The sequence below is a fragment of the Planctomycetia bacterium genome (genome assembly GCA_016795155.1).
In the GTDB taxonomy this organism is placed as follows: domain Bacteria; phylum Planctomycetota; class Planctomycetia; order Gemmatales; family HRBIN36; genus JAEUIE01.
In genome coordinates, this window is the sequence record JAEUIE010000036.1 from 18,180 (window position 1) to 40,743 (window position 22,564).

General features: G+C 51.2%; 19 protein-coding genes and 1 tRNA gene. 12 read left to right on the forward strand and 8 right to left on the reverse strand.

Translation table 11 applies throughout. The features are described 5' to 3' along the window. Nucleotides 1-147 precede the first annotated feature (147 nt). The gene (locus tag JNJ77_13640) at nucleotides 148-849 is read left to right on the forward strand and encodes a class I SAM-dependent methyltransferase (GenBank protein MBL8823627.1); all 702 of its coding nucleotides are present in this window, start codon (nucleotides 148-150) and stop codon (nucleotides 847-849) included. Here JNJ77_13640 and rlmN read toward each other — a convergent pair. Then, nucleotides 846-1,934, reverse strand: coding sequence for a 23S rRNA (adenine(2503)-C(2))-methyltransferase RlmN (gene rlmN / locus JNJ77_13645; GenBank protein MBL8823628.1), 1,089 nt, complete (start codon nucleotides 1,932-1,934; stop codon nucleotides 846-848). The genes JNJ77_13640 and rlmN overlap by 4 nt on opposite strands. 60 nt (nucleotides 1,935-1,994) lie before the next feature. Here rlmN and mnmA point away from each other — a divergent pair, with 60 nt between their 5' ends. After that, nucleotides 1,995-3,095 carry a tRNA 2-thiouridine(34) synthase MnmA gene (mnmA, locus tag JNJ77_13650; GenBank protein ID MBL8823629.1) on the forward strand — a complete coding sequence of 367 codons (1,101 nt, stop codon included), beginning with the start codon at nucleotides 1,995-1,997 and terminating at the stop codon, nucleotides 3,093-3,095. 18 nt (nucleotides 3,096-3,113) lie between these two features. On the opposite strand, the gene JNJ77_13655 is transcribed toward mnmA, so the two are convergent. Further along, nucleotides 3,114-3,187 (reverse strand) — tRNA-Arg (locus JNJ77_13655). Between the two features lie 202 nt (nucleotides 3,188-3,389). Here JNJ77_13655 and JNJ77_13660 point away from each other — a divergent pair. Together JNJ77_13660 and JNJ77_13665 are read left to right on the forward strand one after the other, a co-directional pair. Next, nucleotides 3,390-3,704, forward strand: a complete 315-nt coding sequence (locus JNJ77_13660) for a hypothetical protein (protein MBL8823630.1) — start codon at nucleotides 3,390-3,392, stop codon at nucleotides 3,702-3,704. A gap of 329 nt (nucleotides 3,705-4,033) precedes the next feature. Then, nucleotides 4,034-5,068, forward strand: a complete 1,035-nt coding sequence (locus JNJ77_13665; protein ID MBL8823631.1) for a zinc-binding dehydrogenase — start codon at nucleotides 4,034-4,036, stop codon at nucleotides 5,066-5,068. Here the strand turns inward: JNJ77_13665 and JNJ77_13670 are convergent. Then, nucleotides 5,065-5,910: a hypothetical protein gene (locus JNJ77_13670; GenBank protein MBL8823632.1), complete on the reverse strand. Its 846-nt coding sequence runs from the start codon at nucleotides 5,908-5,910 to the stop codon at nucleotides 5,065-5,067. The two genes, JNJ77_13665 and JNJ77_13670, sit on opposite strands and share 4 nt — an antisense overlap. Nucleotides 5,911-6,049: 139 nt before the next feature. Between JNJ77_13670 and JNJ77_13675 the strand changes: the two genes are divergently transcribed. From JNJ77_13675 to JNJ77_13690, 4 genes are all read left to right on the forward strand, one after another. Beyond that, complete coding sequence (locus JNJ77_13675; protein ID MBL8823633.1) at nucleotides 6,050-6,784, forward strand: aquaporin family protein; 735 nt, start codon at nucleotides 6,050-6,052, stop codon at nucleotides 6,782-6,784. A 36-nt stretch (nucleotides 6,785-6,820) separates the two neighbouring features. Next, nucleotides 6,821-8,305, forward strand: a complete 1,485-nt coding sequence (gene glpK, locus JNJ77_13680) for a glycerol kinase GlpK (protein ID MBL8823634.1) — start codon at nucleotides 6,821-6,823, stop codon at nucleotides 8,303-8,305. Nucleotides 8,306-8,472: 167 nt separating this feature from the next. After that, on the forward strand, nucleotides 8,473-9,618 hold the full coding sequence (locus JNJ77_13685; GenBank protein ID MBL8823635.1) for a DUF1559 domain-containing protein: 1,146 nt from the start codon (nucleotides 8,473-8,475) through the stop codon (nucleotides 9,616-9,618). A gap of 350 nt (nucleotides 9,619-9,968) precedes the next feature. Then, nucleotides 9,969-11,288 (forward strand): BBP7 family outer membrane beta-barrel protein, encoded by a 1,320-nt coding sequence (locus JNJ77_13690; GenBank protein MBL8823636.1) that lies wholly within the window; start codon nucleotides 9,969-9,971, stop codon nucleotides 11,286-11,288. 3 nt (nucleotides 11,289-11,291) lie between these two features. Here JNJ77_13690 and JNJ77_13695 read toward each other — a convergent pair whose 3' ends face one another. After that, on the reverse strand, nucleotides 11,292-12,662 hold the full coding sequence (locus tag JNJ77_13695) for a c-type cytochrome (protein MBL8823637.1): 1,371 nt from the start codon (nucleotides 12,660-12,662) through the stop codon (nucleotides 11,292-11,294). 115 nt (nucleotides 12,663-12,777) lie between these two features. Here JNJ77_13695 and trpE point away from each other — a divergent pair, with 115 nt between their 5' ends. Next, nucleotides 12,778-14,271, forward strand: coding sequence for an anthranilate synthase component I (gene trpE / locus JNJ77_13700; GenBank protein MBL8823638.1), 1,494 nt, complete (start codon nucleotides 12,778-12,780; stop codon nucleotides 14,269-14,271). 11 nt (nucleotides 14,272-14,282) lie between these two features. Here trpE and JNJ77_13705 read toward each other — a convergent pair whose 3' ends face one another. After that, nucleotides 14,283-14,897: a hypothetical protein gene (locus tag JNJ77_13705; GenBank protein MBL8823639.1), complete on the reverse strand. Its 615-nt coding sequence runs from the start codon at nucleotides 14,895-14,897 to the stop codon at nucleotides 14,283-14,285. A gap of 125 nt (nucleotides 14,898-15,022) precedes the next feature. On the opposite strand from JNJ77_13705, the gene JNJ77_13710 reads away from it, so the two are divergent. Continuing rightward, nucleotides 15,023-15,769 carry a polyprenol monophosphomannose synthase gene (locus JNJ77_13710; GenBank protein ID MBL8823640.1) on the forward strand — a complete coding sequence of 249 codons (747 nt, stop codon included), beginning with the start codon at nucleotides 15,023-15,025 and terminating at the stop codon, nucleotides 15,767-15,769. A gap of 4 nt (nucleotides 15,770-15,773) precedes the next feature. Here JNJ77_13710 and JNJ77_13715 read toward each other — a convergent pair whose 3' ends face one another. Further along, nucleotides 15,774-16,640 (reverse strand): site-specific DNA-methyltransferase, encoded by an 867-nt coding sequence (locus JNJ77_13715; protein MBL8823641.1) that lies wholly within the window; start codon nucleotides 16,638-16,640, stop codon nucleotides 15,774-15,776. 163 nt (nucleotides 16,641-16,803) lie between these two features. On the opposite strand from JNJ77_13715, the gene queC reads away from it, so the two are divergent. Continuing rightward, nucleotides 16,804-17,499: a 7-cyano-7-deazaguanine synthase QueC gene (queC, locus tag JNJ77_13720; GenBank protein MBL8823642.1), complete on the forward strand. Its 696-nt coding sequence runs from the start codon at nucleotides 16,804-16,806 to the stop codon at nucleotides 17,497-17,499. Here queC and JNJ77_13725 read toward each other — a convergent pair. Further along, complete coding sequence (locus JNJ77_13725) at nucleotides 17,474-18,856, reverse strand: PQQ-dependent sugar dehydrogenase (GenBank protein MBL8823643.1); 1,383 nt, start codon at nucleotides 18,854-18,856, stop codon at nucleotides 17,474-17,476. The genes queC and JNJ77_13725 overlap by 26 nt on opposite strands. Nucleotides 18,857-19,261: 405 nt before the next feature. After that, nucleotides 19,262-21,607, reverse strand: a complete 2,346-nt coding sequence (locus tag JNJ77_13730; protein MBL8823644.1) for a DEAD/DEAH box helicase — start codon at nucleotides 21,605-21,607, stop codon at nucleotides 19,262-19,264. A gap of 169 nt (nucleotides 21,608-21,776) precedes the next feature. Between JNJ77_13730 and JNJ77_13735 the strand changes: the two genes are divergently transcribed. Next, complete coding sequence (locus JNJ77_13735) at nucleotides 21,777-22,511, forward strand: hypothetical protein (GenBank protein MBL8823645.1); 735 nt, start codon at nucleotides 21,777-21,779, stop codon at nucleotides 22,509-22,511. The last annotated feature ends 53 nt before the right edge of the window (nucleotides 22,512-22,564 follow it).

Consider the following 22,564-nt stretch of genomic DNA (forward strand, 5'->3'; position numbering starts at 1 on the left):
CTGGCATAAGACTGGCAAGACAGATAAATGAGGGTGAGAACAACTGCTAATTCAGAGAACTTGACGAGATTTGATAAGCAGTTGACATGCTTCGGTTCAAACCAGTACACTATCGATTAACTAATATCAAATGAACAAGGTGTCAGGATGACTCCCTTTCTTCGTGGCATGGTGGAAGCCACTATTTCAACATTTACTTTACCCTCGCCTGTGGTGGAAATTGGTTCCTATCAAGTGGAGGGGCAATCCAAACTCATTGATTTGCGGTCGCTGTTTGTCAAAGACTCCTATCTAGGTGTAGATGTCCGCCCTGGTCCGGGTGTCGATCGCATTGAAAATGTTGAAAAGATGACGTTGCCAGATCAATCAGCAGGCACCGTGTTGGCTCTTAGCACCTTGGAACATGTCAAACGGTTCTGGCTAGGCATTGCCGAGATTAAACGCATCTTGCGGCCTGACGGCATTCTAATTCTGTGTACGCCGTTTTATTTCCGCATTCATCAGCATCCAAGCGATTACTGGCGGTTTACTACCGAAGCGTTAGATTCGCTTTTGTGTGATCATTTCCCACAACGCATTCTCGGTCAACAAGGGCCGACTAAGCGCCCTAGCAATACCTGGGCAATAGCTTTTGGTCCGGAGCAGCCAACGGTTTCGATTCATCAAATTGAACAATACCAATCAGCACTTAATCGATTGGCATCCACTCCCTGGAAGGGCATGAAATGGCTTCGCTATCGCCTGGCCAGCCTGATCAGTGGCAGCAAACCATTTGAAGGTTTTTTGGAGCAGGATCGAATTTCGCTCGAGGTACGTCGTGGCATAACGTCGGAGACAGTAGCTGCCTAAGTGACAGCTTGTTTCTCGATGTGTGATTGCCTTCGCAGTTGGCCGCAAGCAGCATTGATATCACTGCCTTTACGTTTGCGGACATGCACAAACAGACCCGCTTCGCGAAGTATTTCAACAAAACGATTCAGTCGTTCATCGGTAGGCCTGCGGTAAGGCAACCCTTCCACTTCATTGAACGGGATAAGATTGATGTGAGCCCCGCGGCCCTTGAGTAATGTGGCCAGTTGGTTTGCTTCCAGGGGTCGATCATTAATATCCCGCAGGACGACATATTCAAAAGTAACCTGCCTGCCGGTGCGTTTGAAATAATCATCAGCAGCTTGGAGGATGTTATGCAGCCCCATTTTGTCGCTGGTGGGGACAATCTTGGAACGTAACTCTTCCGTTGGGGCATGCAGAGACACTGCCAGACTGTACTGTTTGCCTGATTCAGCCAGCTTGCGAATCTTGATAGGCAAACCAACGGTTGAAATGGTGATATGCCTTGCACCAATTCCCAAGCCATCTTTGGCTGTGGCATCTTCGAGTGCAGCAAGCAGGTTGTCGAGATTAGCGAGTGGCTCACCCATTCCCATCACCACGATGTGGCTGAGACGTTCGCCCGCGGGAAGTAGATTTCGCAACCTGACCAGTTGTTCAAGTATTTCACCAGGTGCAAGGTTTCGCATCACACCGTTGAGACCACTGGCGCAGAAGACACACGCCATCCCACAACCGACTTGCGTGCTGATGCAGGCAGTTCGTCGGTCATGATCGGGGATCATCACACATTCGATGTCTTCGCCGTCCCACATTTTGAGCAGCAGTTTGCGGGTGCCATCACTGGCGAGAAGCGATTTAGTTACTTCGGAGGCTAAAGGCTGAAAAGCTGCTGTTAATTGCTCGCGAAGTTGTTTGGGCAAATCCGACATGGATTCAAACGATTCAGCACGTTTGAAGAGAATCCAACGGCGAATGGCCTTGGCATACCAGGGCTGAAACCCGCGATCCTTCAGCCAACGTGAGAGTTCCGCTGCGCTGAGTTGAAGTAGTGGCTGTAGTGTTACCGAGCCATCTGTAGTTTGCGGGAGCGGTGTTTTCATAAGTGCATTGTAATGAGGTGCCAACTGGAGCATTGCTGGCAGTCTCTGTAAATTAGAGTTATGTCTGCGAAACGGGTAGTAGTTGCTATGTCTGGTGGCGTCGATAGCTCCGTCGCAGCCTTGCTCTTGAAAGAGCAGGGCTACGACGTGGTCGGCATCTTTCTGCGCACCGGCGTGGCGGAAACGCAGCGAGCCGATCAGCGACATCGTGGTTGTTGTTCAGCACTCGATGCACGCGATGCACTGGGTGTTGCGGATCGCCTGGGCATTCCCTGTTACTCCATGGATTTCGCCGATGATTTCCGCCAGGTGATGAGTTACTTCGCTGATGAGTATGTGCGGGGAAGGACGCCGAATCCCTGTGTGGTGTGCAACAGTGAAATCAAGTTCGGCAAACTCTGGCAGGTGGCTCAGTCACTCGATGCTGAGTTCCTGGCTACCGGGCACTATTGTCGAGTGGATGCGGTTGATGGTGTGCCGACGTTGAAGCGAGCCGTGGATGAGAAGAAAGATCAAACCTATGTGCTCTTCGGTATCGAAGGGAAACTTTTGCCTCGCTTGAAATTCCCCATTGGCGGACTGACCAAGGCACAAGTACGGGAGAAGGCACGCGAAGCAGGTTTGCTCGTTGCAGATAAACCCGAAAGCCAGGACATCTGCTTTGTGCCTGATGGCGATGCAGCCGGGTTTGTACAGAAAGCCAGGCCAGAAGCAGTTGCAGAAGGTGACATGGTGGACGTACAAGGAAATGTTCTCGGCCACCATACCGGAGTGGCACAGTTCACCGTGGGCCAGCGGAAAGGGTTAGGTCTTGATCGCAGCACCCTTAAAGGTCAAAAGCGGTTTGTGCTCGAACTGATTCCTGAAGAAGCCAAAGTGGTGATCGGCACCGAAACAGAAGGGCAGGTGATTGCACTACAAGTGGAACAGTGCAACTGGTTCTTGCCCGTGAAAGAGAAGGAGCATTGCCTGATCAAATGGAGCCATCGTGGTGAATTGCAGGATGGTTATGTTGATAGTGTTCAAGGGAATTCAGCAGTCATTCGATTTGATAAACCGCAGTTTGGTGTAGCCCCAGGCCAGGCAATGGTAATTTATCGGGAGAGTGCGGTTGTTGGTGGGGGTTGGATTAAGAGCACGCAACGACTGTCAAAGAGTTGAATTGTCTTATTCTGGCAGTACACCCGACAGGATTCGAACCTGTAACCTTCGGTTCCGTAGACCGATGCTCTATCCAGTTGAGCTACGGGTGCTTGCGGTTGGTAGGATAGCGGTTTTCCCATTGTAGTCAACGGTTTTCGTCAACGACATTATTGCGTTCAACAGCACAATCACTCACCAATAATAGACACTCGACGTTATCGCTGGTTCTGTCTTTCTTTACGAGACACAAGCAATTTGTTGCTGCCATGACAGTCTGGCACCTGGGCTGCAGATAAAATGCAATGGTGACTTATGAGGAAACTACAACAGGCAGGAAAACGTCAGACGCCAGCGAGGGCCGCTTTGCAGATTGCGGTGAAGACGGGGTTGCTGCGTCGTTGTCCGAATCATTGGTACTATGTAGACACCCAGGACAAAGACGCGCTGGAACATGCGTTCCGCCTGGGCAACTATCTCATCTCCCATTTCGCTAAACCAGTTGCCTGTTTCAAAGGCGACCGTCAGGAACTGGCAGACGCCATCTTGCGATGCCAGAAGCGGGCCGGAACCACTTGCCCATTATGTAGTGAAGAACGAGGCAAGCTGCCTGAGTTGAGGCCGCATTGAATTGATTTGGTAAGTTTTTCCAAGTGGCGAAAATGTTGTTCAAAATTTAATACTGGTTTAGAGCTTAAAGACGGGTCGAAATGGAAAGAAGCAAGCAAAGATAATCAGCCAGTAAACGGCCCAGATAAGAAAGGCACCTTTTCGGCTCTGAATATATTTCGCGAACATCGTTACCGTGGTGATCAACAGCACAGCAGATACTATCAAGTTTAAGACCAGCATGCTTGGCCCCTCAACAGTACTGTATCGAGGTGGAGTTACCTCAGTTCATGTACATCATATCATGGATAACATCATTGGGCTCGGTTTGTTCATTGGAGTAGTACACCATGCGGGCAGTGGCTTTTGAAACTCATGGCGGGTTGGAAGTGCTTAAGTTGATGGATTTGCCTACTCCAAAACCGCATGGCGATGAAGTGCTGGTGCAAGTGAAAGCTTGTGCACTCAATCATCTGGATATCTGGGTACGGCGCGGGCTGGGCGTCACGATTCCCATGCCCCACATTGGTGGCTGTGAGGTGACCGGTATTGTTGCAGAACTGGGGCCGCTGGCGAAGGACAGTGGCTTAACTGTAGGGCAGAAAGTGATGATTGCTCCGGGCCTATTACCCGTGAAGCCTTCTGTCTGGACAGCACGTGGTGATGACAACATTGATCCCACCTATGTCAAACATGGAATGCAGACCCAGGGTGGTTTTGCTGAGTACAGCGTGGCTCGTGCCTGCGATGTCCTTCCCATCAGCGATACCTGGAGCTTCGCCGAGTGGGCTTCGGTTCCTCTCACCATGCTGACTGCCTGGAACATGTTGCATACTCTGGCCAAATTGCAGCCGGGTGAAACAGTTCTGATTATGGGAGCAGCCAGCGGCGTTGGCGTGGCAGGTGTGCAAATTGCCAAGCTCGCTCAGGCACGCATCATTGCGGTGGCAGGCAGTGCTGACAAGCTGGCCAAAACCAAAGAACTGGGTGCTGATCATCTGATAAATTACAAAGAGCAGGATGTCGCCAAGGAAGTAAAGAAGATCACCGGCGGGCAGGGTGTGGATGTTGTCTTTGAACACGTAGGCGCTGCCCTCTGGCAGCACGCCATGCGAAGCATGGCTATCGGCGGACGATTGGTGACGTGTGGTGCCACCACCGGGCCGAAGGTGGAAATTGATCTGCGATTCTTCTTTTCACGCCAGTATCAATTATTGGGTTGCCACATGGGCAGTCGGGCTGATTTGCTCCGCTGTTTAGACCTGGTGGAAAGAAAGCTGCTGGTTCCAGTTGTTGACAAAACGTACCCACTCGAAGAGACACGAGCGGCGCAGGAAAGACTGGAAACGATGAGCGTGGTGGGGAAGGTGGTCGTAACGGTCTAGCCGTGCGGCCAGTTGGAACGTTCCGCCAGCAATTGCTTGAGGTGCAGTTGCAATTGCGTGGTTTCGTTGGAGAGATTGAAACTGGTTGACGGTGCTCCCGCTTTAAGTCGTTCCTTCAAGTAACCCGTCAGCATACTGCGACGGAGTGGCGAAGAGTGCATCAGATAATGCACCCAGGCCCAGACTTCCTGATAGTCCGCCATGCTCATCTGGCTGACTTCTTTCAGTGATTCCAGCCGTGGAAAATCATACTTCATGGTGACAGCGGTAATGGATGGTTCAAGGGCATTGAGCACACGGGTGTTGATGCCTTGTGCAGCTATGCCTGGTTCAAAATACATAGCCAGCCCTTCATCGAGCCAGAGGGGCAAGTCGTGTAGAATCGCGTGTAGCGTGGCATGAGTCAACTCATGGCGGAGGTCATCCTGAATGCGATCTCCCCAGAAGCAAAGCACCTGCAGTTGATCTTGATCCAAACGTGAACTGCCAGGCCGTTTGACAAACAAAGCTCGTCGGCTCGGTAAATCCTTGAATTCGAAATGAATGTACTGTTCGTAGCTGATGCGGTCTTTGAAAAGGTATACATGAATGAGCTTGTCAGTGACCGGAAGCTCCAAAGCCCGGCAGACTTGTTCCGGGAAACTCGCCAGTTCCAGAAACAGCGGATGATTCTTACTGATGTCCGCATCGCTGTGAAATATCAGGTTGCCCCGGCGGAAATCGTGGGCGTGTGGTAATTGCACTGCAACTGCGACAGGTTCCTTCAGTGGAATCAGGCAACCCGAAACAAGGCAGATGAACAGAAAACAGTACCATTGGTGGTGTAGTCGAAAATGCATCATGGAGCAGGAAAAGTACTGCAAATATGACAAAGTGCCTAGTGCAGTTTTGGCGAGAGAAAATCCTTCATCTATCTTCTGGCACCACCCGAAGGCTCATGGTATGCTGCCCGCATTGCAACAGGGTGGGAGCATATCAATCATGTCCGTATTCGCTGCAGAGTTTATCGGCACCGCTATTCTGGTGGTATTGGGTGATGGCGTGGTGGCCAACGTGGTGCTCAGCAAAACCAAGGGTAACAACTCAGGGTGGATCGTTATCACAGCAGGCTGGGCGTTTGCTGTGGCAGTGGCTGCTTACTGCGTCAACGCCATCAGTGGTGCACATCTCAACCCAGCTGTCACTTTGGGAATGGCAGCGATCGGAAAGTTGCAATACCATTTGATTCCACAATATCTTGGAGCACAGATGCTCGGTGGAATTGCCGGCGGTATCATCGTCTGGCTGGCATACTTGCCCCACTGGGGTGTGACCGATGATGCGGAAGCCAAGCGGGCGGTATTCTGCACTGCTCCTGCCATCCGTTATCCGATGTTCAATCTGATCACGGAAATCATCGGCACGTTTGTCCTGGTTCTGGGGATATTGGCCATCACCGGTCCATCCAATCTCGTGCCAGGGCATGGATGGGAGAAAGCTTTTGCACCGTTCCTGGTGGGATTACTCGTCTGGTCCATCGGGCTATCGCTGGGTGGGCCAACAGGCTATGCCATTAATCCCGCGCGCGATCTGGGGCCGCGCATTGCTCACTTCATTCTGCCAATCCCAGGAAAAACGCATTCCGATTGGGGCTACGCATGGATTCCAGTGGTTGGACCTGTTATTGGCGGCGTACTGGGTGCAATTTTCTATGTTGCCCAATGGCCTACACCATAAAATCCAAGCACTGAGAATGGAGCACTGAGCACTACTATGTCATACATCCTTTCGCTGGACCAGGGCACCACCAGTTCGCGTGCCATTCTGTTTGACCATGCGGGCAACCTGGTGAGTCTGGCACAGAAAGAGTTTCCGCAGATTTATCCACAGCCCGGTTGGGTGGAGCATAACCCGATTGATATCTGGGAAACACAATCGAGTGTGGCACTCGAAGCCATTTCGCGAGCGGGCATCATGCCCAATGAAGTGGCAGCCATCGGCATCACCAATCAGCGTGAAACCACGGTGGTCTGGGATCGGCGTACCGGTGAACCGATTTGCAACGCCATAGTCTGGCAAGACCGGCGAACAGCCAAGCAGTGTGATCAACTGAAAAAGAAGGGGTTGGCAAACACTATTCGCAAGAAGACAGGGCTGGTGGTAGACGCCTACTTCAGTGCCACCAAGCTGCAATGGATTCTGCAGAACGTACCCGGAGCCAAGGCAAAAGCCAAGGCTGGTGAACTGGCGTTTGGCACCGTCGATAGCTGGCTGGTTTGGAATCTCACGGGTGGTCGATGTCATGTGACAGATGTGAGCAACGCTTCGCGTACGATGCTACTGAATCTCAAAACAGGTGACTGGGATAAAGATTTGCTGAAACTCTTCAGCATACCTCGCAGCATGTTGCCTGAAGTGAAATCATCCAGTGAAGTGTATGGACAGGCAACGTTTTTCTCGCCGAGTATTCCCATAGCTGGAATCGCAGGCGATCAGCAGGCTGCACTGTTTGGCCAGATGTGTACCAAGCCAGGTATGGTCAAGAATACTTATGGTACTGGCTGCTTCATGCTGATGCACACCGGCGAGAAGATAGTGCCTTCGAAGAATCAACTGCTGACGACCATTGCATGGAAGATCGGCAACAAGATCGAATATGCACTGGAAGGCAGTGTGTTCATTGCCGGTGCGGTGGTGCAGTGGCTGCGTGATGGATTAGGAATCATCAAGACCTCCAGTGAAGTGGAAACACTCGCTGGCCAGGTCAAGGATACCGGTGGGGTTTATATGGTGCCTGCGTTTGCGGGCCTTGGTGCTCCGCACTGGGATCAATACGCCCGAGGCTTGATGATCGGCATGACGCGCGGAACCACTGCAGCCCATGTCTGTAGGGCAGCCTTGGAAGGAATTGCCTACCAGGTAACTGATATTCTGCATGCGATGGAAGCGGATGCTGGAATCAAACTGAAAGAACTGCGCGTAGATGGTGGAGCAAGCCAGGACAATTTATTGATGCAGTTTCAATCAGATGTGCTGAGTGTTCCCGTGGTGCGTCCTCGCGTTGCTGAAACCACAGCACTGGGTGCTGCTTACCTGGCTGGGCTGGCAGTCGGCTTCTGGAAAAGCCAGACTGAGCTGGCAGCACAATGGCAAATAGATCAGCGGTTCACTCCCGATATGAAAACCGCACAACGCAAATCACTTCTGCAGGGTTGGCAGAAGGCCTTGTCGCGGGCAAAGCATTGGGTAGAGGAATAGAAAAATCATCTGGTAACGCACAGCATTGAATTTGGTTCCATGAAAAAAGTGTGCCAATGATGAGAACTGTGTAAATTCTCTTGCATTGCCAGATTAAAAAGCCAAACTGTGTACACATGTCTGGTAGGCTCATTCTGAGTCATTTAGACGGCCTAAAGGAGTTTTCCATGTCTTGCCGCCGAAAGGGATTTACCCTGATCGAACTGCTGGTAGTAGTTGCCATCATTCTCTTGCTGCTGGCATTACTCTTGCCTGCTGTGCAGCGAATTCGTGAAGCAGCCAATCGAATAACCTGTGCCAATAACCTGCGTACCATCGGTCAGGCTATGGCATTGTACATTGCCTCCAATGGGCAGACGTTCCCCTCAGGTGGTGGCGATGATAACATGCAACGAACGCTGACGAACACCGGCTTGCCCGGCAAGCGCGTGGAACAGGACTGGGGATGGATGTACCAGCTTCTTCCTTATATAGAAAAAGATGATTTGTGGAAACTCCGCAAAGGGCCACCAACACCTTCCTACATGAGTCCCTACGGTGTTGATAAACCAGCCGATGCACAGATTGCTTCCACGCCGATCGATGTATATTTCTGTCCCAGCCGTCGTGGTCCACAAGTCATCCAGACAGCAGATGCCGGCCGCCGGGCAATGAACGATTACGCTGGAAACATTGGTGCATTTTCACTGTATCTGGAAGGCGGTATCTATCACAACTCCTGCGCTAACACGATGGGCTACGACGAAGGTAAACCCAAGAATCCATACCGCAATGGTGTCTTTATCAAGAGTCGTTTTTTCAAAGATGAACTTTCCAATGCGATTGATCCAGCGATCCACGTTCGCGACATCAGCGATGGATTGGCCAATACGTTACTGGCTGCTGACAAACGCATGAATTCCAACTTCTACAACCAGCCACAGTTTGGCGACACGGTGGGATACTGTTCCGGTTTCATTGCTGATACATTACGATCGGGAGCCGAGGGACCCGCCAAGGATTTTGATATCGAGTACGATGCAGCGAGTGATCGCTTTGGTTCATCACATCTCCACGGTATCAATGCGTTATTCTGCGATGGCTCGGTTCGTACCATCAGCTACAACATTCCCGACAACAAACAGGTATGTCAGGTCTACCATAAGTTTTTGAAACTCTATCACAACATCAATCCATTGCCTGATGGTCCACCAGCACCAACAGTTCCCTGGACAGGTCCCTATCCACCGTTCGCTATTGAAATAACTCTGTTCCAGAGGTTATGCCATAGGAGCGATGGCGGTACGATTAACTTCAACCTGCTGGATGATTAACCAGATTGTAAAGTCAGTTATGATGGAAACCGATGGTGATGAGCCATCGGTTTTTCATTTATTAAGATAATGGTTACGTTTTTGCTGTCAGCCGAAAATTGGTGCCCAGCCAAGTTATTAAATTGCCTTGGTTATCCAGGTTATCTGTGCTGTCAAATTCTAATTCACTAACGATATTGACCTGTTGCAGCAAGATGGTAAAGCATGTGATTGTGAAGGTGCAAGCACCGAGTTTGGCTGAATCCAGACCGGTTGGTTGCCGATGCGAATAAAGCTGTGTGCATTCAGGACATCCCTTCTGCCTGAAATGTTAAAACTGGTAAAGAAGGGCGGTTAGGGAGTGTTGTACGATGGGTTGTGCGTCGCGTGATGGCCTGTCCGATGAGGATGGCTGTCCGGGCTCTGCAGTCCATGCTCCCTGGCTGGATAACGCCCCACTCGCTTCAGGATGCCGGTTCATGTCGGCCATGTGGGTCGTATTATTGCTGATTCTCTTTCAAGATTCTGCCGTACCTGTTGTACGGGCAGATGATGCTCCGTTCCATCTCGGTATGGTGCCTGCCAGTTTCGCGCCGTCAGAAACATCAGATGTGGGTTTGCGTGAATGGATCGTACCAACTCCGTTCGACTGGTATGCCGAACTGAGCATGGTTTATTTTGATCGTACGATCAATGAAGCAAATTTCGGACAGCACCTGGGACCTGTTCAAATGTCCGGAGCAGGCAATTCTTTCTTTGATATAAACCCCCGCGACAACCGCCCCATTACCACGAATGATTTGAATATGGAACCCAAAGCTGGCTTGCGCTTCCTGGTGGGGCGCACCATTTGGGCTGATCCGTGTGATGATCGATGTTGTGTATCCAAGCCCAGCGAGGTGCCTGATCACCTTCGCAGCTTGAGTATTGAACTCGGCTATCTGGGCCTGCTTCAACAACAGCAGACAACTGCACGCTACGCTGCCCAGCCAGGCAGTGCCATCGCTTCGCAATTTATTAATACCGGCGCCAGCGATATTTACAATCCTGTTGTCTGGCCGTTCGACTATGCCAATCTGAACACGCTGACCTATCGAAGCCGGTTTGATTCGGCTGAACTGAATCTGCGTTACACTACATCAGCCGGGCGACGTATGCCTGTCGATGTATTGGCCGGCGTACGTTACATGAAGCTGCAGGAAAACCTCGATTACATGGCAGGTAACACAGGGCAGCCACTGCCAGGCCTTGCTGGCGCATCTCCTTATGGCATGTACAGCACACGAACCGAGAATGACCTGATCGGCTTGCAGGTCGGTGGCGATTTACGTTATCGGCTCACTTCAGGTTGGAGCCTGATGGGTCGCGGCCGTGGCGGCTTGATGGTGAATTCCGCATCGCAGCGCAGCAACATCTCGGGTGCTATGATCGCTACTGCTTTGCCGCTGAATGAAAGCAGCGGAGCCAGTGGTGTTGGGTTTGCCAGCCTGTTTGAATTTGGCATTCACACCAACTATCAGCTGTCTTCCAACGTATCTTTGATGGTCGGTTATCAGGGTCTGTTCCTGAGCGATCTTTCCACAGCATCACGCCAATATATGTGGAACAACGAACTCACCAGTCGCCAGTTGGATCGTAACGGGAGCCTGTTTTTCTTTGGGCCTGCTGCAGGCATCGAATGGCGCTGGTAGCCGCTATAGCATCTTGAGATATTCAATCAGTGCTTTACGTTCTTCATCAGTGAGCTTATCACCGTAGGTATGCCCCTGATTGCCTCGGCCAGGCTGCGTGGTGTCGTATACTTTACGTTTTTCCAGTGGATGTGTTGAGGCATCAGGCTCCTTTTCAAGAAGTGTTATTTTCCAGCCAACGCGAACATGATCATAGTCGGCATCTTCAGTCTGGTAGCTGCGTGTAAAACGATTGGGACGGGTTGGTGAATTCAACAGGTGCTCTAAAGTGGGTATACTGCCGTTGTGTAGATAGGGTGCTGTAGCCCAGATACCATCCAGAGGCGGAGCCACGTAACCTCGACGGTTGCTGGTGGATAGCTTGTGGCCTTCCGTGTCGTATTCATCTGCGAACCAGGTTTTGTCATAATGTTCCTTGGCTTTATCACTGATGCCGAGAGCTCGCGTTGGATCAGTGCCGATGTCGTCCAGTTCAATGAGCTTGTTCGGATAGGTCCAGTTGTCTCCATACGTGCCGTGGCATTGTGAGCAGTTCGTGGTGAAGATGCGCTTACCCTGCGCTGCCAGAGAGGGATCAATTTTACCAGGGTAGGGCGGAGGCGTAATGGTTTTGAGGAACGCTTGAATGTCACGGAAAGCTGTTTCATTTGCTTTGATCATCGAAGGGAGGTAGAACGGGCTAAGGGTGAACTGCATCAGGGTGCGAACACTGCGAACATCGTGGCTGCCATTGTAATAGAGCCTGGTTTTCTTTTTGATGTGCCACCAGGGCGGTGTATCTTCACAGAGATCGGCACGCAGTTCCAGGTTGAGTGGTGAGGAACGCAAACTTAAATCGGGATTGCGAATGCTGAAGAGATAGACAGCCATAGCTCCGGCTTCGACGGTGCCACGTACCTGGGTAAATGGAAACAGTATGGGACGCAAGTCGTTTTTGTCAGAACGCAAGCCTGCGAGTTCGGTAAAGAGGCCTTCAATTTCGAGGGAACTGTTGCCCAACCCGATGTAACTCTTCCCCATGATGCTGCCACCATGGCACAGCATGCAATCTGCAGTGATGCCCCGTGTCAGTCCCAGCATGGAAGTGCTTCGCAGACCCATCGGTAGGCCATCGTTCTCATAAGGTGCCGTGTGCAGGCCATAACGCTGGCGAAATGTATCATCGTACTGGTCTGGTTTGCTCGTTATATTCCAACGTTTCCATGCGTTGTCATAGGCTGAACGTGACCAGATAGCCGGGACAAAAGCCTTGGTTGTCAGGAGTTCGTAGCCGCGCTTGGCGGAAGGTTCAGCCTTGGCCTTTGGTCCAGGCTCTTTGTCGGACGCAAACGCCGTGTTTGCCAGAAGTAGTAATGCAGCAACTGCCAGTTGGATTCGGCTTGGATAGATGCGAAACAAGGAATCACCTTCTTCCAGCTTGTTGAACTGCCAGTAGACTCATGCTTGGTACAATTATTTCATCAGTTTATACGTTTTCAGGATAGTGCGGATGCAGTATTTCCCCGACAGAAAATCTTTTGAGCGATTGGCCCAGGGTCAGACCATGGTGCCTGTCTACCGGCAACTCCTGGGTGATACGCTCACACCGGTGACAGCTTTCTACCTGATGCAAGGCGAAGAGCGTTCATTTTTATTTGAAAGCGTGGTGGGCGGCGAAAAGATTGGCCGCTTCAGTTTTCTGGGGTCCGACCCGTTCATGACGATGGAGGCTTGGGGCAACAAGGTAGTAGTCAAGGAAGGAAACCAGGTTCTTTTCTCAGGGGACCATGCAGACCCTTTGAAATACCTGGAAGATATTTCAATGCGGTTTCGTGCTCCACGAGTGCCCGGTTTGCCTCGATTCACAGGCGGTGCAGTTGGCTATGCTGGCTACGATACCGTTCGCTACACCGAACATTTGCCCAACATGCCGAAGGATGACAGGGCCTTGCCTGATTTGTCGTTCGCCTGGTACGATCAGATGATCATTTTCGATCACATCAACAAGACGCTGGCAGCAGTGGCACATGCCCACATTTCACCCGATATCAGTCTGGAACTTTCGTACGAGCTGGCATGCAAAAAGGTAGATGCCCTGGTGCAGAGGTTGCAGCAGCCAGGATTGGTACTGCCTTTGGCTGATGTAGCAGCCCAGGGAATCGTCAGAAAAACGTGGGCGAGCAATTTCGCTCCTGGTGCTTTTGAATCCGCAGTAAAGCGTTGCCAGGAATACATCAAGGCGGGTGATGTGTTTCAAGTAGTGTTGAGTCAGCGTTTGCAGGCAGCAACCCGTGCCAATGCTTTTGACATCTATCGCACGCTGCGTGTTGTGAATCCCAGTCCGTTCATGTTTTACCTGCAATGTGGAGAGGTAATCCTGGTGGGCAGTTCGCCGGAAATTCTTGTTCGTGTGGAAGATCAGACCGTGACGCTGCGACCCCTGGCTGGAACCCGTCGCAGGGGAGCAACCGATGCGGAAGATAAAGCCTTGGCTGAAGAACTGCTGTCTGATCCCAAGGAACGTGCAGAACATGTCATGCTGGTTGATCTGGGTCGGAATGACGTTGGCCGCGTGGCTGAGTTCGGCTCGGTAACCTTGCCTGAATTGCTCACGGTAGAACGTTACAGTCATGTGATGCATTTGAGCAGCACGGTACAGGGGAAACTGGACAGCAACCAGACACCACTGGCAGCACTTCGGGCTGCGCTACCTGCAGGTACACTTTCCGGAGCGCCAAAGGTGCGTGCCATGGAAATTATTGATGAACTGGAACCTTGTAAACGAGGGCCGTACGGCGGAGCAGTCGGGTATCTCGATTTCAGCGGAAATCTGGATACCTGCATCGCATTAAGAACCATTGTCCTTCATCAAGATGTTGCCTATGTGCAGGCAGGAGCTGGCATCGTTTATGACAGTGTGCCTGCCGATGAATATCAGGAGACCATGAACAAAGCCATGGGCCTGCTCCGGGCAATTGAGATGGCTGAACAGAAAAAGGATTAATGCCAGTTCGCTTAATCGTCTACCTTGTGTTCCTCGTGTGCGTGCTTTTCGATTTCAGGCGGGTGCAACTGGTGGATGAGCCGTTTGTAAACAAAGCGGCCTGCACTGAAAATGATGAATGCCAGAAATGCAGAAGCGTACACCCTGCCCCATCGCCAATCCTGAAAAGTTTCGCCCATGAAGCCACTCATATAGGGACGACCAGTCCAGATGATCACCAGACAGGCGATGCAGCCAAGAATCACCAGAAAGCACAAAAAAGTTGGCAGGTGCCAAAGGGTATAATCAACACCAGTTTGAGGATGCACTACTCGCGTGCCGTGCCGTTCACGAGTCTGCATGTTGTACCCGCAATTCAGGCAGACAATCTGTCCATCTTCCATATCAACCGCGCAAAAGGCACACCGAAGCTGGTCGTCGGGTCGTTCAATGCCGTAAGCCTGGGCCGGTGCCCATTCATCGTTGGAACCTGCCGCTGATTTCACGGGTGCAGTTTGCGGTACAGGTTTCTTAACCGTCAGGGTCGCTTCACAGCCCCGGCAACGGATACGTTTACCAGCCAGGACTTCAGGCACCTGCATGACTTTTTTACATTGGCCACAGGTTAAGGTGATAGTTCCTGCCATGTGTCTCTTCGCAATGGTGAAATTATGGTATAGTGAAACAGGGAATATGAATGATACAACATAGCCGACACAACAGCTAATATCATTCTATCGATCAGACACATTAAACCTCAATATGCTACTCAATGATAATGAATAATACCAAGCCTGACGGGTTGCTGATCAGTATTGCTACGTATAACGAGCGGGAAAATCTGGAAACGCTGCTGGCAGGAATCTGGAACCATGTTCCACATGCAAATGTCTTAATCGTTGATGATCATTCACCAGATGGTACAGGTGAATTGGCGGACAAACTGGCTCGTTCCGAATCACGACTGAAAGTGAAACATCGCACTGGCAAGCTGGGCCTGGGTTCAGCCATCCTGGCTGGTATGCAATATGCAGTTGATAATGGCTATGAACGATTTGTCAGCATGGATGCCGATTTAAGTCATGATCCGAAGTATCTGCCAGCTTTAACAACACTGCCTGCTGGTTGTGATGTCATGATTGGTTCACGTTACATCCCCGGCGGCGGAGTAGAGAATTGGCCCATGCAGCGTTGGGTTATCAGCCGTTCGGTCAATGTGCTGACCCGGGTGTTGTTGAGCATTCCTGCCCGTGATGCCAGTGGCGGATTTCGCTGCTATCGCACAGCCTTGCTGCGAAAGATAAATTTGAATGGCATGTGGTCGAAAGGCTATTCCTTCCAGGAAGAGATGTTGTTTCGCTGCATTCATGCCGGCGGGCGAGTCAAGGAGACACCTATCGTCTTTGCAGATCGCCGAGTCGGAGCTTCGAAAGCCAATGTGAAAGAAATGGCACGCTCGTTGGGTGTACTCTTTCAGTTGAGTGCAGCGGCTAACCTGACACCAGACCTGTTGCGTTAACGGATCAATCCTTCCATAAACTTGCAGACTCTTTTCTTTTGCGTGGTGAACGCTTTCTTGCAGTGTGTGGAGTAGCAGGGGCGCTCATGGTGGGTTCCGGTGCGCCTTCGAGTGGGCTTCCAGGTTTAGCCAGCGATAAACGCTTAATTCCCTGTTTGACATACTCAGGCGAGATTTCAAACCCGATATATCGTCGCTTGAGTTTTTTGGCAACGGCCAGCGTGGTGGCACTTCCTGAGAATGGATCGAGGACTACCTCGTTCTCTTCTGAACAGAGTCGGATGATTCGTCCCAGCAATTGTTCAGGCATCTGGCAGCCATGAAATCCTGCACGTTCGGTAAATGTCCCGGCAACTCGCGGGAAATAACAGGTATCTTCCAGAGGTGTAAAGCAGTCCTGTAAATCCTGTGGCCTGAGTATCCACGTATCATCGGGTAATCTGCCCTGCGGATTCGCACGGGCATCGTTGTAGACCAGTTGCCTGGCAGAAGGTACACGGTTTTCCAGTGCGTCTGCACGAAAGGTAAATGACTTGGGATCCTTCACCAGGTGAAACAGATGTGCATGGGAGCGGCTGAATTTGTTCTTACAGTTGACGCCAAACGTGTAGTACCAGATCACCCAGCTTCGACAATGAAAACCGATTTTCTGGCTCAGAATTTTCAATTCAGCGGCATACTCGTCACCAATGGCCAGCCAGAACGTTCCCGTTGGCTTGAGAACTCGATGAACATTGCTGATCCATTGCCGTGACCAATTCAGGTACTCGTCATCTTCCTGCTGATCGTGGTAAATATCGTAATCATAACCAATGTTAAAGGGTGGATCGGCGAAGACCAGATCTACGCTGCCGGCCTGCAATTTCTGCATGCCTTCGATGCAATCGAGTTGATGAATCGTGTTCCATTCCAAAGTTGATGCGGGCATACAGGCTCATCCATGACGATGGTGATTTCTGCATTCTATAAAACGCGGCATGCGTTGATTCTCCTGCATAAGATACCACCAATGTAAACTGAGGAACAGAAAATCCATGTCAAAACCTGCGGTGGTCTTATTGAGTGGCGGACTGGATAGCGCCACGGTGCTGGCGATTGCCAAAAGCCAGGGTTATGTATGCCATGCCATCAGTTTTGATTATGGGCAAAGACACCGTGTGGAACTGCAGGCTGCCAGCCGTATTGCACAATCTTTGAAGGTGGCCAGTCATCGCATCATTGAAGTCAATATGCGGGCCATTGGTGGCTCGGCATTAACGGATGATATCGCAGTGCCAGTTGACCGCGATGATGCAGCCATGTCGCATTCTATCCCGATCACCTATGTACCAGCACGAAACACCATCTTTCTGTCGCTGGCACTTGGCCTGGCAGAAGTAGTTATTGCGTTTGATATCTTTGTTGGGGTCAATGCTGTCGATTACAGTGGCTACCCCGATTGCCGTCAGGAATACCTGAATGCTTTTCAGCATCTGGCGAATCTGGCAACCAAGGCAGGCGTCGAAAATCGTGGACGATTCCAGATTCATGCACCGCTGGTCAAGATGTCGAAAGCTGACATCATCAGAACCGGAACTGAACTGAAGTTGGATTACCGAGTCACTATTAGTTGCTACCAGGCCGATGAATACGGCCTGGCATGTGGTCACTGTGACAGTTGCCAGCTTCGGCGCAAAGGATTTGAGGAAGCTGGCTTGCCTGATGCTACTCGATATCGGGATCAAGCTTAGGTATCCATCGTCGATAGAGGACAATACCAAGTACCAGCACTGTAATGCCAATCATAATCCAGACATGCGGTTCGGGCACAGCAATCAGGCGAAGAACCGTGCCGGTGCCCAGGTTCATGAAATACATGGCTCCATCCGGACCACGCTGGATATCGGTGATGACGCTGAAACCTGTTCCGAACACAAATTGATTTACTTCTGTAGCGTTATCAGCGACCAGATCGCTGACTCCTGTCAAACCAGTAAGATCAAAAGCAGATCGTAGAGGATCCAATCGGAAACGATAAATTCGGCCTGTGTTGTTGTCTCCCACCAGCACCATGTTATCGTAGGGCGTTCCCCACTGTGATCCATGAAGAAAAGTCAGCGAGGTAATCCCGACGGGGGACAGCCAGGAGAATTGAGGATCAACATAATTGTCAGCATTGGTAACATCGTTGCCTGGCCCGGGCGGATCACGCAGGTTGATTAAGTTTGGCAGTTCTGAAGCGGTGCGGCTGCCAGGCCCCATGATGCGGTTCCATCCGCCATTCATGCCAACAGTTAGCCGGTTGATTTCGTCGTATTGTGAAGGGCCATTGTCGGTGAACCAAATACTGCCATTGGCTGGATCAACGGTCAAACCGAAACTGTTGCGGACACCATAAGCTACCCAGGGATGAAAACCGGTGTTGGCGTTGGCTGGTGCATTGTTACGAAAAGGATTGGTGGCAAAGGGATCGCCAGTAAGATTGCCACTGCTATCAACCAGAATGGTGTTGTACCGAAAAATACCACCCGCCTGAGATGAGGTATTGCCAACGCCTCGGTTTTGTTCCGCACGGCTGCGATTTAGATCGCCGGTGGTGCCATAGAGAAAACCATCCTGGCCGAACTTCATCGGGCCGCCATTGTGATTCGGGCCGTTCGCTTGTGTTCCATCAGACGGGAATGACATCAACGGCACTTCATTGGTGAAAGATGTTCCATTCCAGGTAAAGCGGGAGACACGGTTTTCGCTCCAATCGCCTGAAGCCTGTCGGCTGTACTGGATGTAGCCATAAGGCCGCCCGCTGTTGAATTGTGGATCAAGCGTTATGCCGATGATGCCCCGCTCACTGCTGGAGTTGACCGGCAAGGTAAGTACGGTGGAGGTGACTCCTGATTGCCAGCGTCGAACCAGCCCGCTCGCTTTTTCAATGACAAAGAAGTCACTGGGGCTGTTGCCGAGAAACGCCATTCCCGTAGGCTGCGAGAAACCGGTAGCGAAAGTTTGAATATTGATATTCGGATCAGTTACCGATTGAGCCAGCAGCGATAACGGGAAGAGGAACAGGCTAGCCGCCAGCAGGAAACGCTGGCAACGGGATATGTACATGATGTCCCCGTCTTTCCAATCAACGAGGTGGGCGCTGGCAAAGCAAATTGATGTTTCTAGGATATGTCAGCGATGATGGCATATCAAATGAAAAAGGGGTCCAACCAAGCAGCAAAGGCCGAGTTGCATAGCAACTCGGCCTTCGACTGTAGACAAGCCCAACCGTGAAGCGCGTCAAACAGGGCCGACCCAAGCACCACCACTGTTTACGCTCTATGCTTCGCCCGCAAAGGCTGCCAAGCCACTTCCCGCAAAGCGCTTGACACCAGTGGGCCAGGCAAGGTGAACATCCACCGGCCCGGCCTGATGCCGCTCCCCCCGGCGAATGTGGCTGGTGAGATAACCTCTGCAGTATCCATGTCAAGGGCAATACAGGCAAATTATCCAGTTATCCTGTAAAGATTATTAGCCGTCAAATATTCCTGAACCAAAATCCTGGGAAACCTCATGCTGACCAAAATCTGTTATTTTCTCGATGGATTTCACTGTTTCTTGAGGTTTCAGTTGCTGAATGGCATCATCTGTACTGTCAGGATCGACAGATCGGCAGGCAGCAGTTAACTGGTCACTGATTTCATCCATTTCCTTTTGCCAGTCTTCAGTGGTGAATCCAGTCGGGGTAAGTTGCCTGAATTCACCACACAAGAGAACCAGCCTGAGGAAATGACGGAACAGGATACCTTCCTGCTTCGCCAGATCTTTACTCGAAATATATTTAGTAAAGTTTCCTTTGAACTCGAGCAACTCGCCTGCTGCCCAGACAGACTGCACTTCCAGGTCAGCGATCTCTGGATATTTCACTTCGAACAACAGTTTCATCTTCTCCGCCAGACTCAACGGGAATTCTTCATCCTCGTCGTCTTCTTCCTCATCATCGCTGGGCGCTTTAGGTGCAGCCATCAGTCCCCGTTCCACCAGTTGCGGATCAACGTGATGAGCCAGTGGGCCGGGAGGCATCTTGTCAGGCCAGGGAACTCTGACATAGCGTAACATGGGTCGGGGTAATTCCAGAACACTTTCGAGCAGTTGAATGCGTTCAGCACGATCTGCCATGCCAAGGAAATCCATCAGGTACACGCCGTAGAGCGGATGGATGGCACGGAAGGCTAGTAGTTTATCGAGCAATTCCGTGGGATGAGCCAGCTCAGGCTGATAGGTACTGCTCGTATCGATAATGGATGCCTCACTGATCTGTACTGATTCGCCTTCTTTCTGTTCGGGTTTCGGTTCAGGAGGCGGAGGCTCCAGTTTGATAAAGTTGCCTCGGTGCAGGGTGATCAACATGCGGATCAGTGTTTTTTCGCCAGCGACGATGCGAGGCTCATCGAGCAGACGTTTGCGAATGACGGTTCTCAGTCGGCTGATTTCGGGCGAAGCTTTCAGCAGATAGGCCAGCACTCGCCAGGGCAGGGGGCCTTTACTGTAGAGCTTACCCGGCGGTGCTTCCTGTAACTGCTTGAATTGTGCTTCTGACCAGTAAGTTTGATTGGCACGCCTGTCGGGTTTCTTCCGTTTCAGATCTTTCCTCGCTTTGATCAATCCAGGGTCACGGGTGTCTTCGGGAATGGAATCATATTTTCGTTTCCAACGCAGCAGTTTGACATCATCTTCATGGGCCAGGGCATAGACATGTCCCTCGGTATCGAACTGCGGACGGCCAGCCCTACCAAAAATCTGGTGAGCAGTGGATGGGTCGATGAGCTTCTGCTTGCCAAACGGCCCTTTGACAAGGGAAGATAAAACTACTGAACGGGCAGGTAAATTGATGCCCGCGCCCAGTGTTTCAGTGCAGACTACTACAGCGAGCAGCTTCTTGACAAAGAGATCTTCGACAACGCGTCGGTATTTGGGCAACAGACCCGCATGATGGACGCCAACTCCCCTGCCCAGCATCTGTTTCAGTTTGGGGCCTATGCCTTCTTTCCACTCGAGTTTATTGCATTTGGCCAGCAGTTCCTGTCTGACTGCAGAATCGACCAGTGGCAGGCCCTTGAGTTGCTCTGCCACACTCCAGCATTCATCACGGTTGAAGCAGAAAACCAATGCAGGCATCTTGCGTTGCGTGGTGTCTCCCTCAGCCATCAGTGTCAGTTGTTCGCCGAGGAGTTCATCAGGCACCCAGTGATAGGAGAGGGGGACTTTGCGCTCTCGACCTTCCACCAGTTCTACTTTCCGGTGATGATGCAGATCAAGCCAGTTGATGAATTCCCGAGCATTGCCAACCGTTGCGGAGAGTAAGAGCAGCCTGACATGGGCTGGTAGAAGCGATAGCGAGATTTCCCAGACAATGCCTCGCTCCGGATCAGCAAAGCTGTGGAATTCATCCATGACAACGGCAGAGACCTGGCTGAACTCGAATTGATCTGGGGCCAACAATCGATTGAGCAGGATTTCCGCAACCACAATGAGGATGCGTGCCTGGGGATTGATTTGCCTGTTGCCAGTAACCAATCCGACATCTTCGGCTTGGAAACCCCACTTAATGGCAGCAGTCTGCATCTCGCTGAATTTCTGTTCGGTCAATGCAATGAGCGGCGTGGTGTAGTAAGCCCGTGTGCCAGCATGCAGTGCTTCAAATAGTGCTGCCTGGGCAATCAGTGTTTTGCCGGTACCGGTGGGTGCGCAAACGAGTACGCCTTGTTCAGCAGTGAACCAGGCCAGCAGTGCTTCCTCTTGGACCGGATACGGCGTGTAGGGGAGTTGTTCCAGATACTTTGAAGCCAGTTCGTCGCGTGTTAGCAAGTTACACACCGTGGGGAAGATCAACTTTCTTATGATAGCAGTTCACGTGCGAAACTCAGCTTGACAGCCCTAGAGGCTTGCGTCATAAATAGTGTCATGGAATAGTCTTGGAGTTCAATGCAAGGCGATTTCATCAGGAATCAGGATGGTTCCGGGTATCTGCTGAAAGGAGTCAGTCATGCGATTCAAGGCATTGGCATCGTTGGTTGCAGGCATCACTTTTACCTTGGGACACATTTACGCCGATACAATTCCTGCCATCGTCTTCACCGATTCATTCACCCATGAAACAACCAATTACAATCCAGGCGGCAATCCCTGGGGCACGCTGAATTTCAACAGCTTCCAGAACTGGAATGTGACGCGCGGTTCGGTTGACTTCAAAAACGTGAACGGTGTTTTTCCGAGCTTATGGTACAACAACCCCAGCGCTCCCTTCAGCCCATCATTCAGCTTTATCGATCTGGATGGCACCACTAATCAATCTGGGCAGATTACCAGCAAGACGCCATTCAACCTGGCTCCAGGCAACTACAAACTGTCGTTCGATCTGGCAGGCAACATGGGGCGTGGACCCAATAACAGCGATGGCGTGACAGTCAGGCTCGATGGTCTGGGCATTTCTCAACACTATGAGTTGCCCTGGAATCAGGACTTCACCACGCACGAAATTGACTTTACTGTTACTACTCCAACGACAACTGAAATCAGCTTTGCTAACGAAAGTGATGATCCTTCGACATTGAACGATAATCTTGGCCCCATGCTGGCAAACATCAATCTGCAAAATCTCACTGGTGGTGTTGCCAATGTGCCCGAACCCGGAACGATTGTCATTGGCATCGGGTTGATTTGCGGCATCTATCTGGCACGCCGATTCCAAAGAAAACACAAGGCAGCGATCACAGTGTAATTGGAATCAACGAGTTGAAGCGAACACTCCTTGCGATTGCGAGGAGTGTTTTG

Coding starts and splice junctions, on each gene's coding strand:
- mnmA (MBL8823629.1), top strand. CDS start 1,995: ATGTCTGCGAAACGGGTAGTAGTTGCTATGTCTGGTGGCGTCGATAGC.
- JNJ77_13670 (MBL8823632.1), bottom strand. CDS start 5,910: ATGATGCATTTTCGACTACACCACCAATGGTACTGTTTTCTGTTCATC.
- JNJ77_13690 (MBL8823636.1), top strand. CDS start 9,969: ATGGGTTGTGCGTCGCGTGATGGCCTGTCCGATGAGGATGGCTGTCCG.
- JNJ77_13705 (MBL8823639.1), bottom strand. CDS start 14,897: ATGGCAGGAACTATCACCTTAACCTGTGGCCAATGTAAAAAAGTCATG.
- queC (MBL8823642.1), top strand. CDS start 16,804: ATGTCAAAACCTGCGGTGGTCTTATTGAGTGGCGGACTGGATAGCGCC.
- trpE (MBL8823638.1), top strand. CDS start 12,778: ATGCAGTATTTCCCCGACAGAAAATCTTTTGAGCGATTGGCCCAGGGT.
- JNJ77_13640 (MBL8823627.1), top strand. CDS start 148: ATGACTCCCTTTCTTCGTGGCATGGTGGAAGCCACTATTTCAACATTT.
- JNJ77_13660 (MBL8823630.1), top strand. CDS start 3,390: ATGAGGAAACTACAACAGGCAGGAAAACGTCAGACGCCAGCGAGGGCC.
- JNJ77_13665 (MBL8823631.1), top strand. CDS start 4,034: ATGCGGGCAGTGGCTTTTGAAACTCATGGCGGGTTGGAAGTGCTTAAG.
- JNJ77_13735 (MBL8823645.1), top strand. CDS start 21,777: ATGCGATTCAAGGCATTGGCATCGTTGGTTGCAGGCATCACTTTTACC.
- JNJ77_13725 (MBL8823643.1), bottom strand. CDS start 18,856: ATGTACATATCCCGTTGCCAGCGTTTCCTGCTGGCGGCTAGCCTGTTC.
- glpK (MBL8823634.1), top strand. CDS start 6,821: ATGTCATACATCCTTTCGCTGGACCAGGGCACCACCAGTTCGCGTGCC.
- JNJ77_13710 (MBL8823640.1), top strand. CDS start 15,023: ATGATAATGAATAATACCAAGCCTGACGGGTTGCTGATCAGTATTGCT.
- JNJ77_13685 (MBL8823635.1), top strand. CDS start 8,473: ATGTCTTGCCGCCGAAAGGGATTTACCCTGATCGAACTGCTGGTAGTA.
- JNJ77_13715 (MBL8823641.1), bottom strand. CDS start 16,640: ATGCAGAAATTGCAGGCCGGCAGCGTAGATCTGGTCTTCGCCGATCCA.
- JNJ77_13675 (MBL8823633.1), top strand. CDS start 6,050: ATGTCCGTATTCGCTGCAGAGTTTATCGGCACCGCTATTCTGGTGGTA.
- rlmN (MBL8823628.1), bottom strand. CDS start 1,934: ATGAAAACACCGCTCCCGCAAACTACAGATGGCTCGGTAACACTACAG.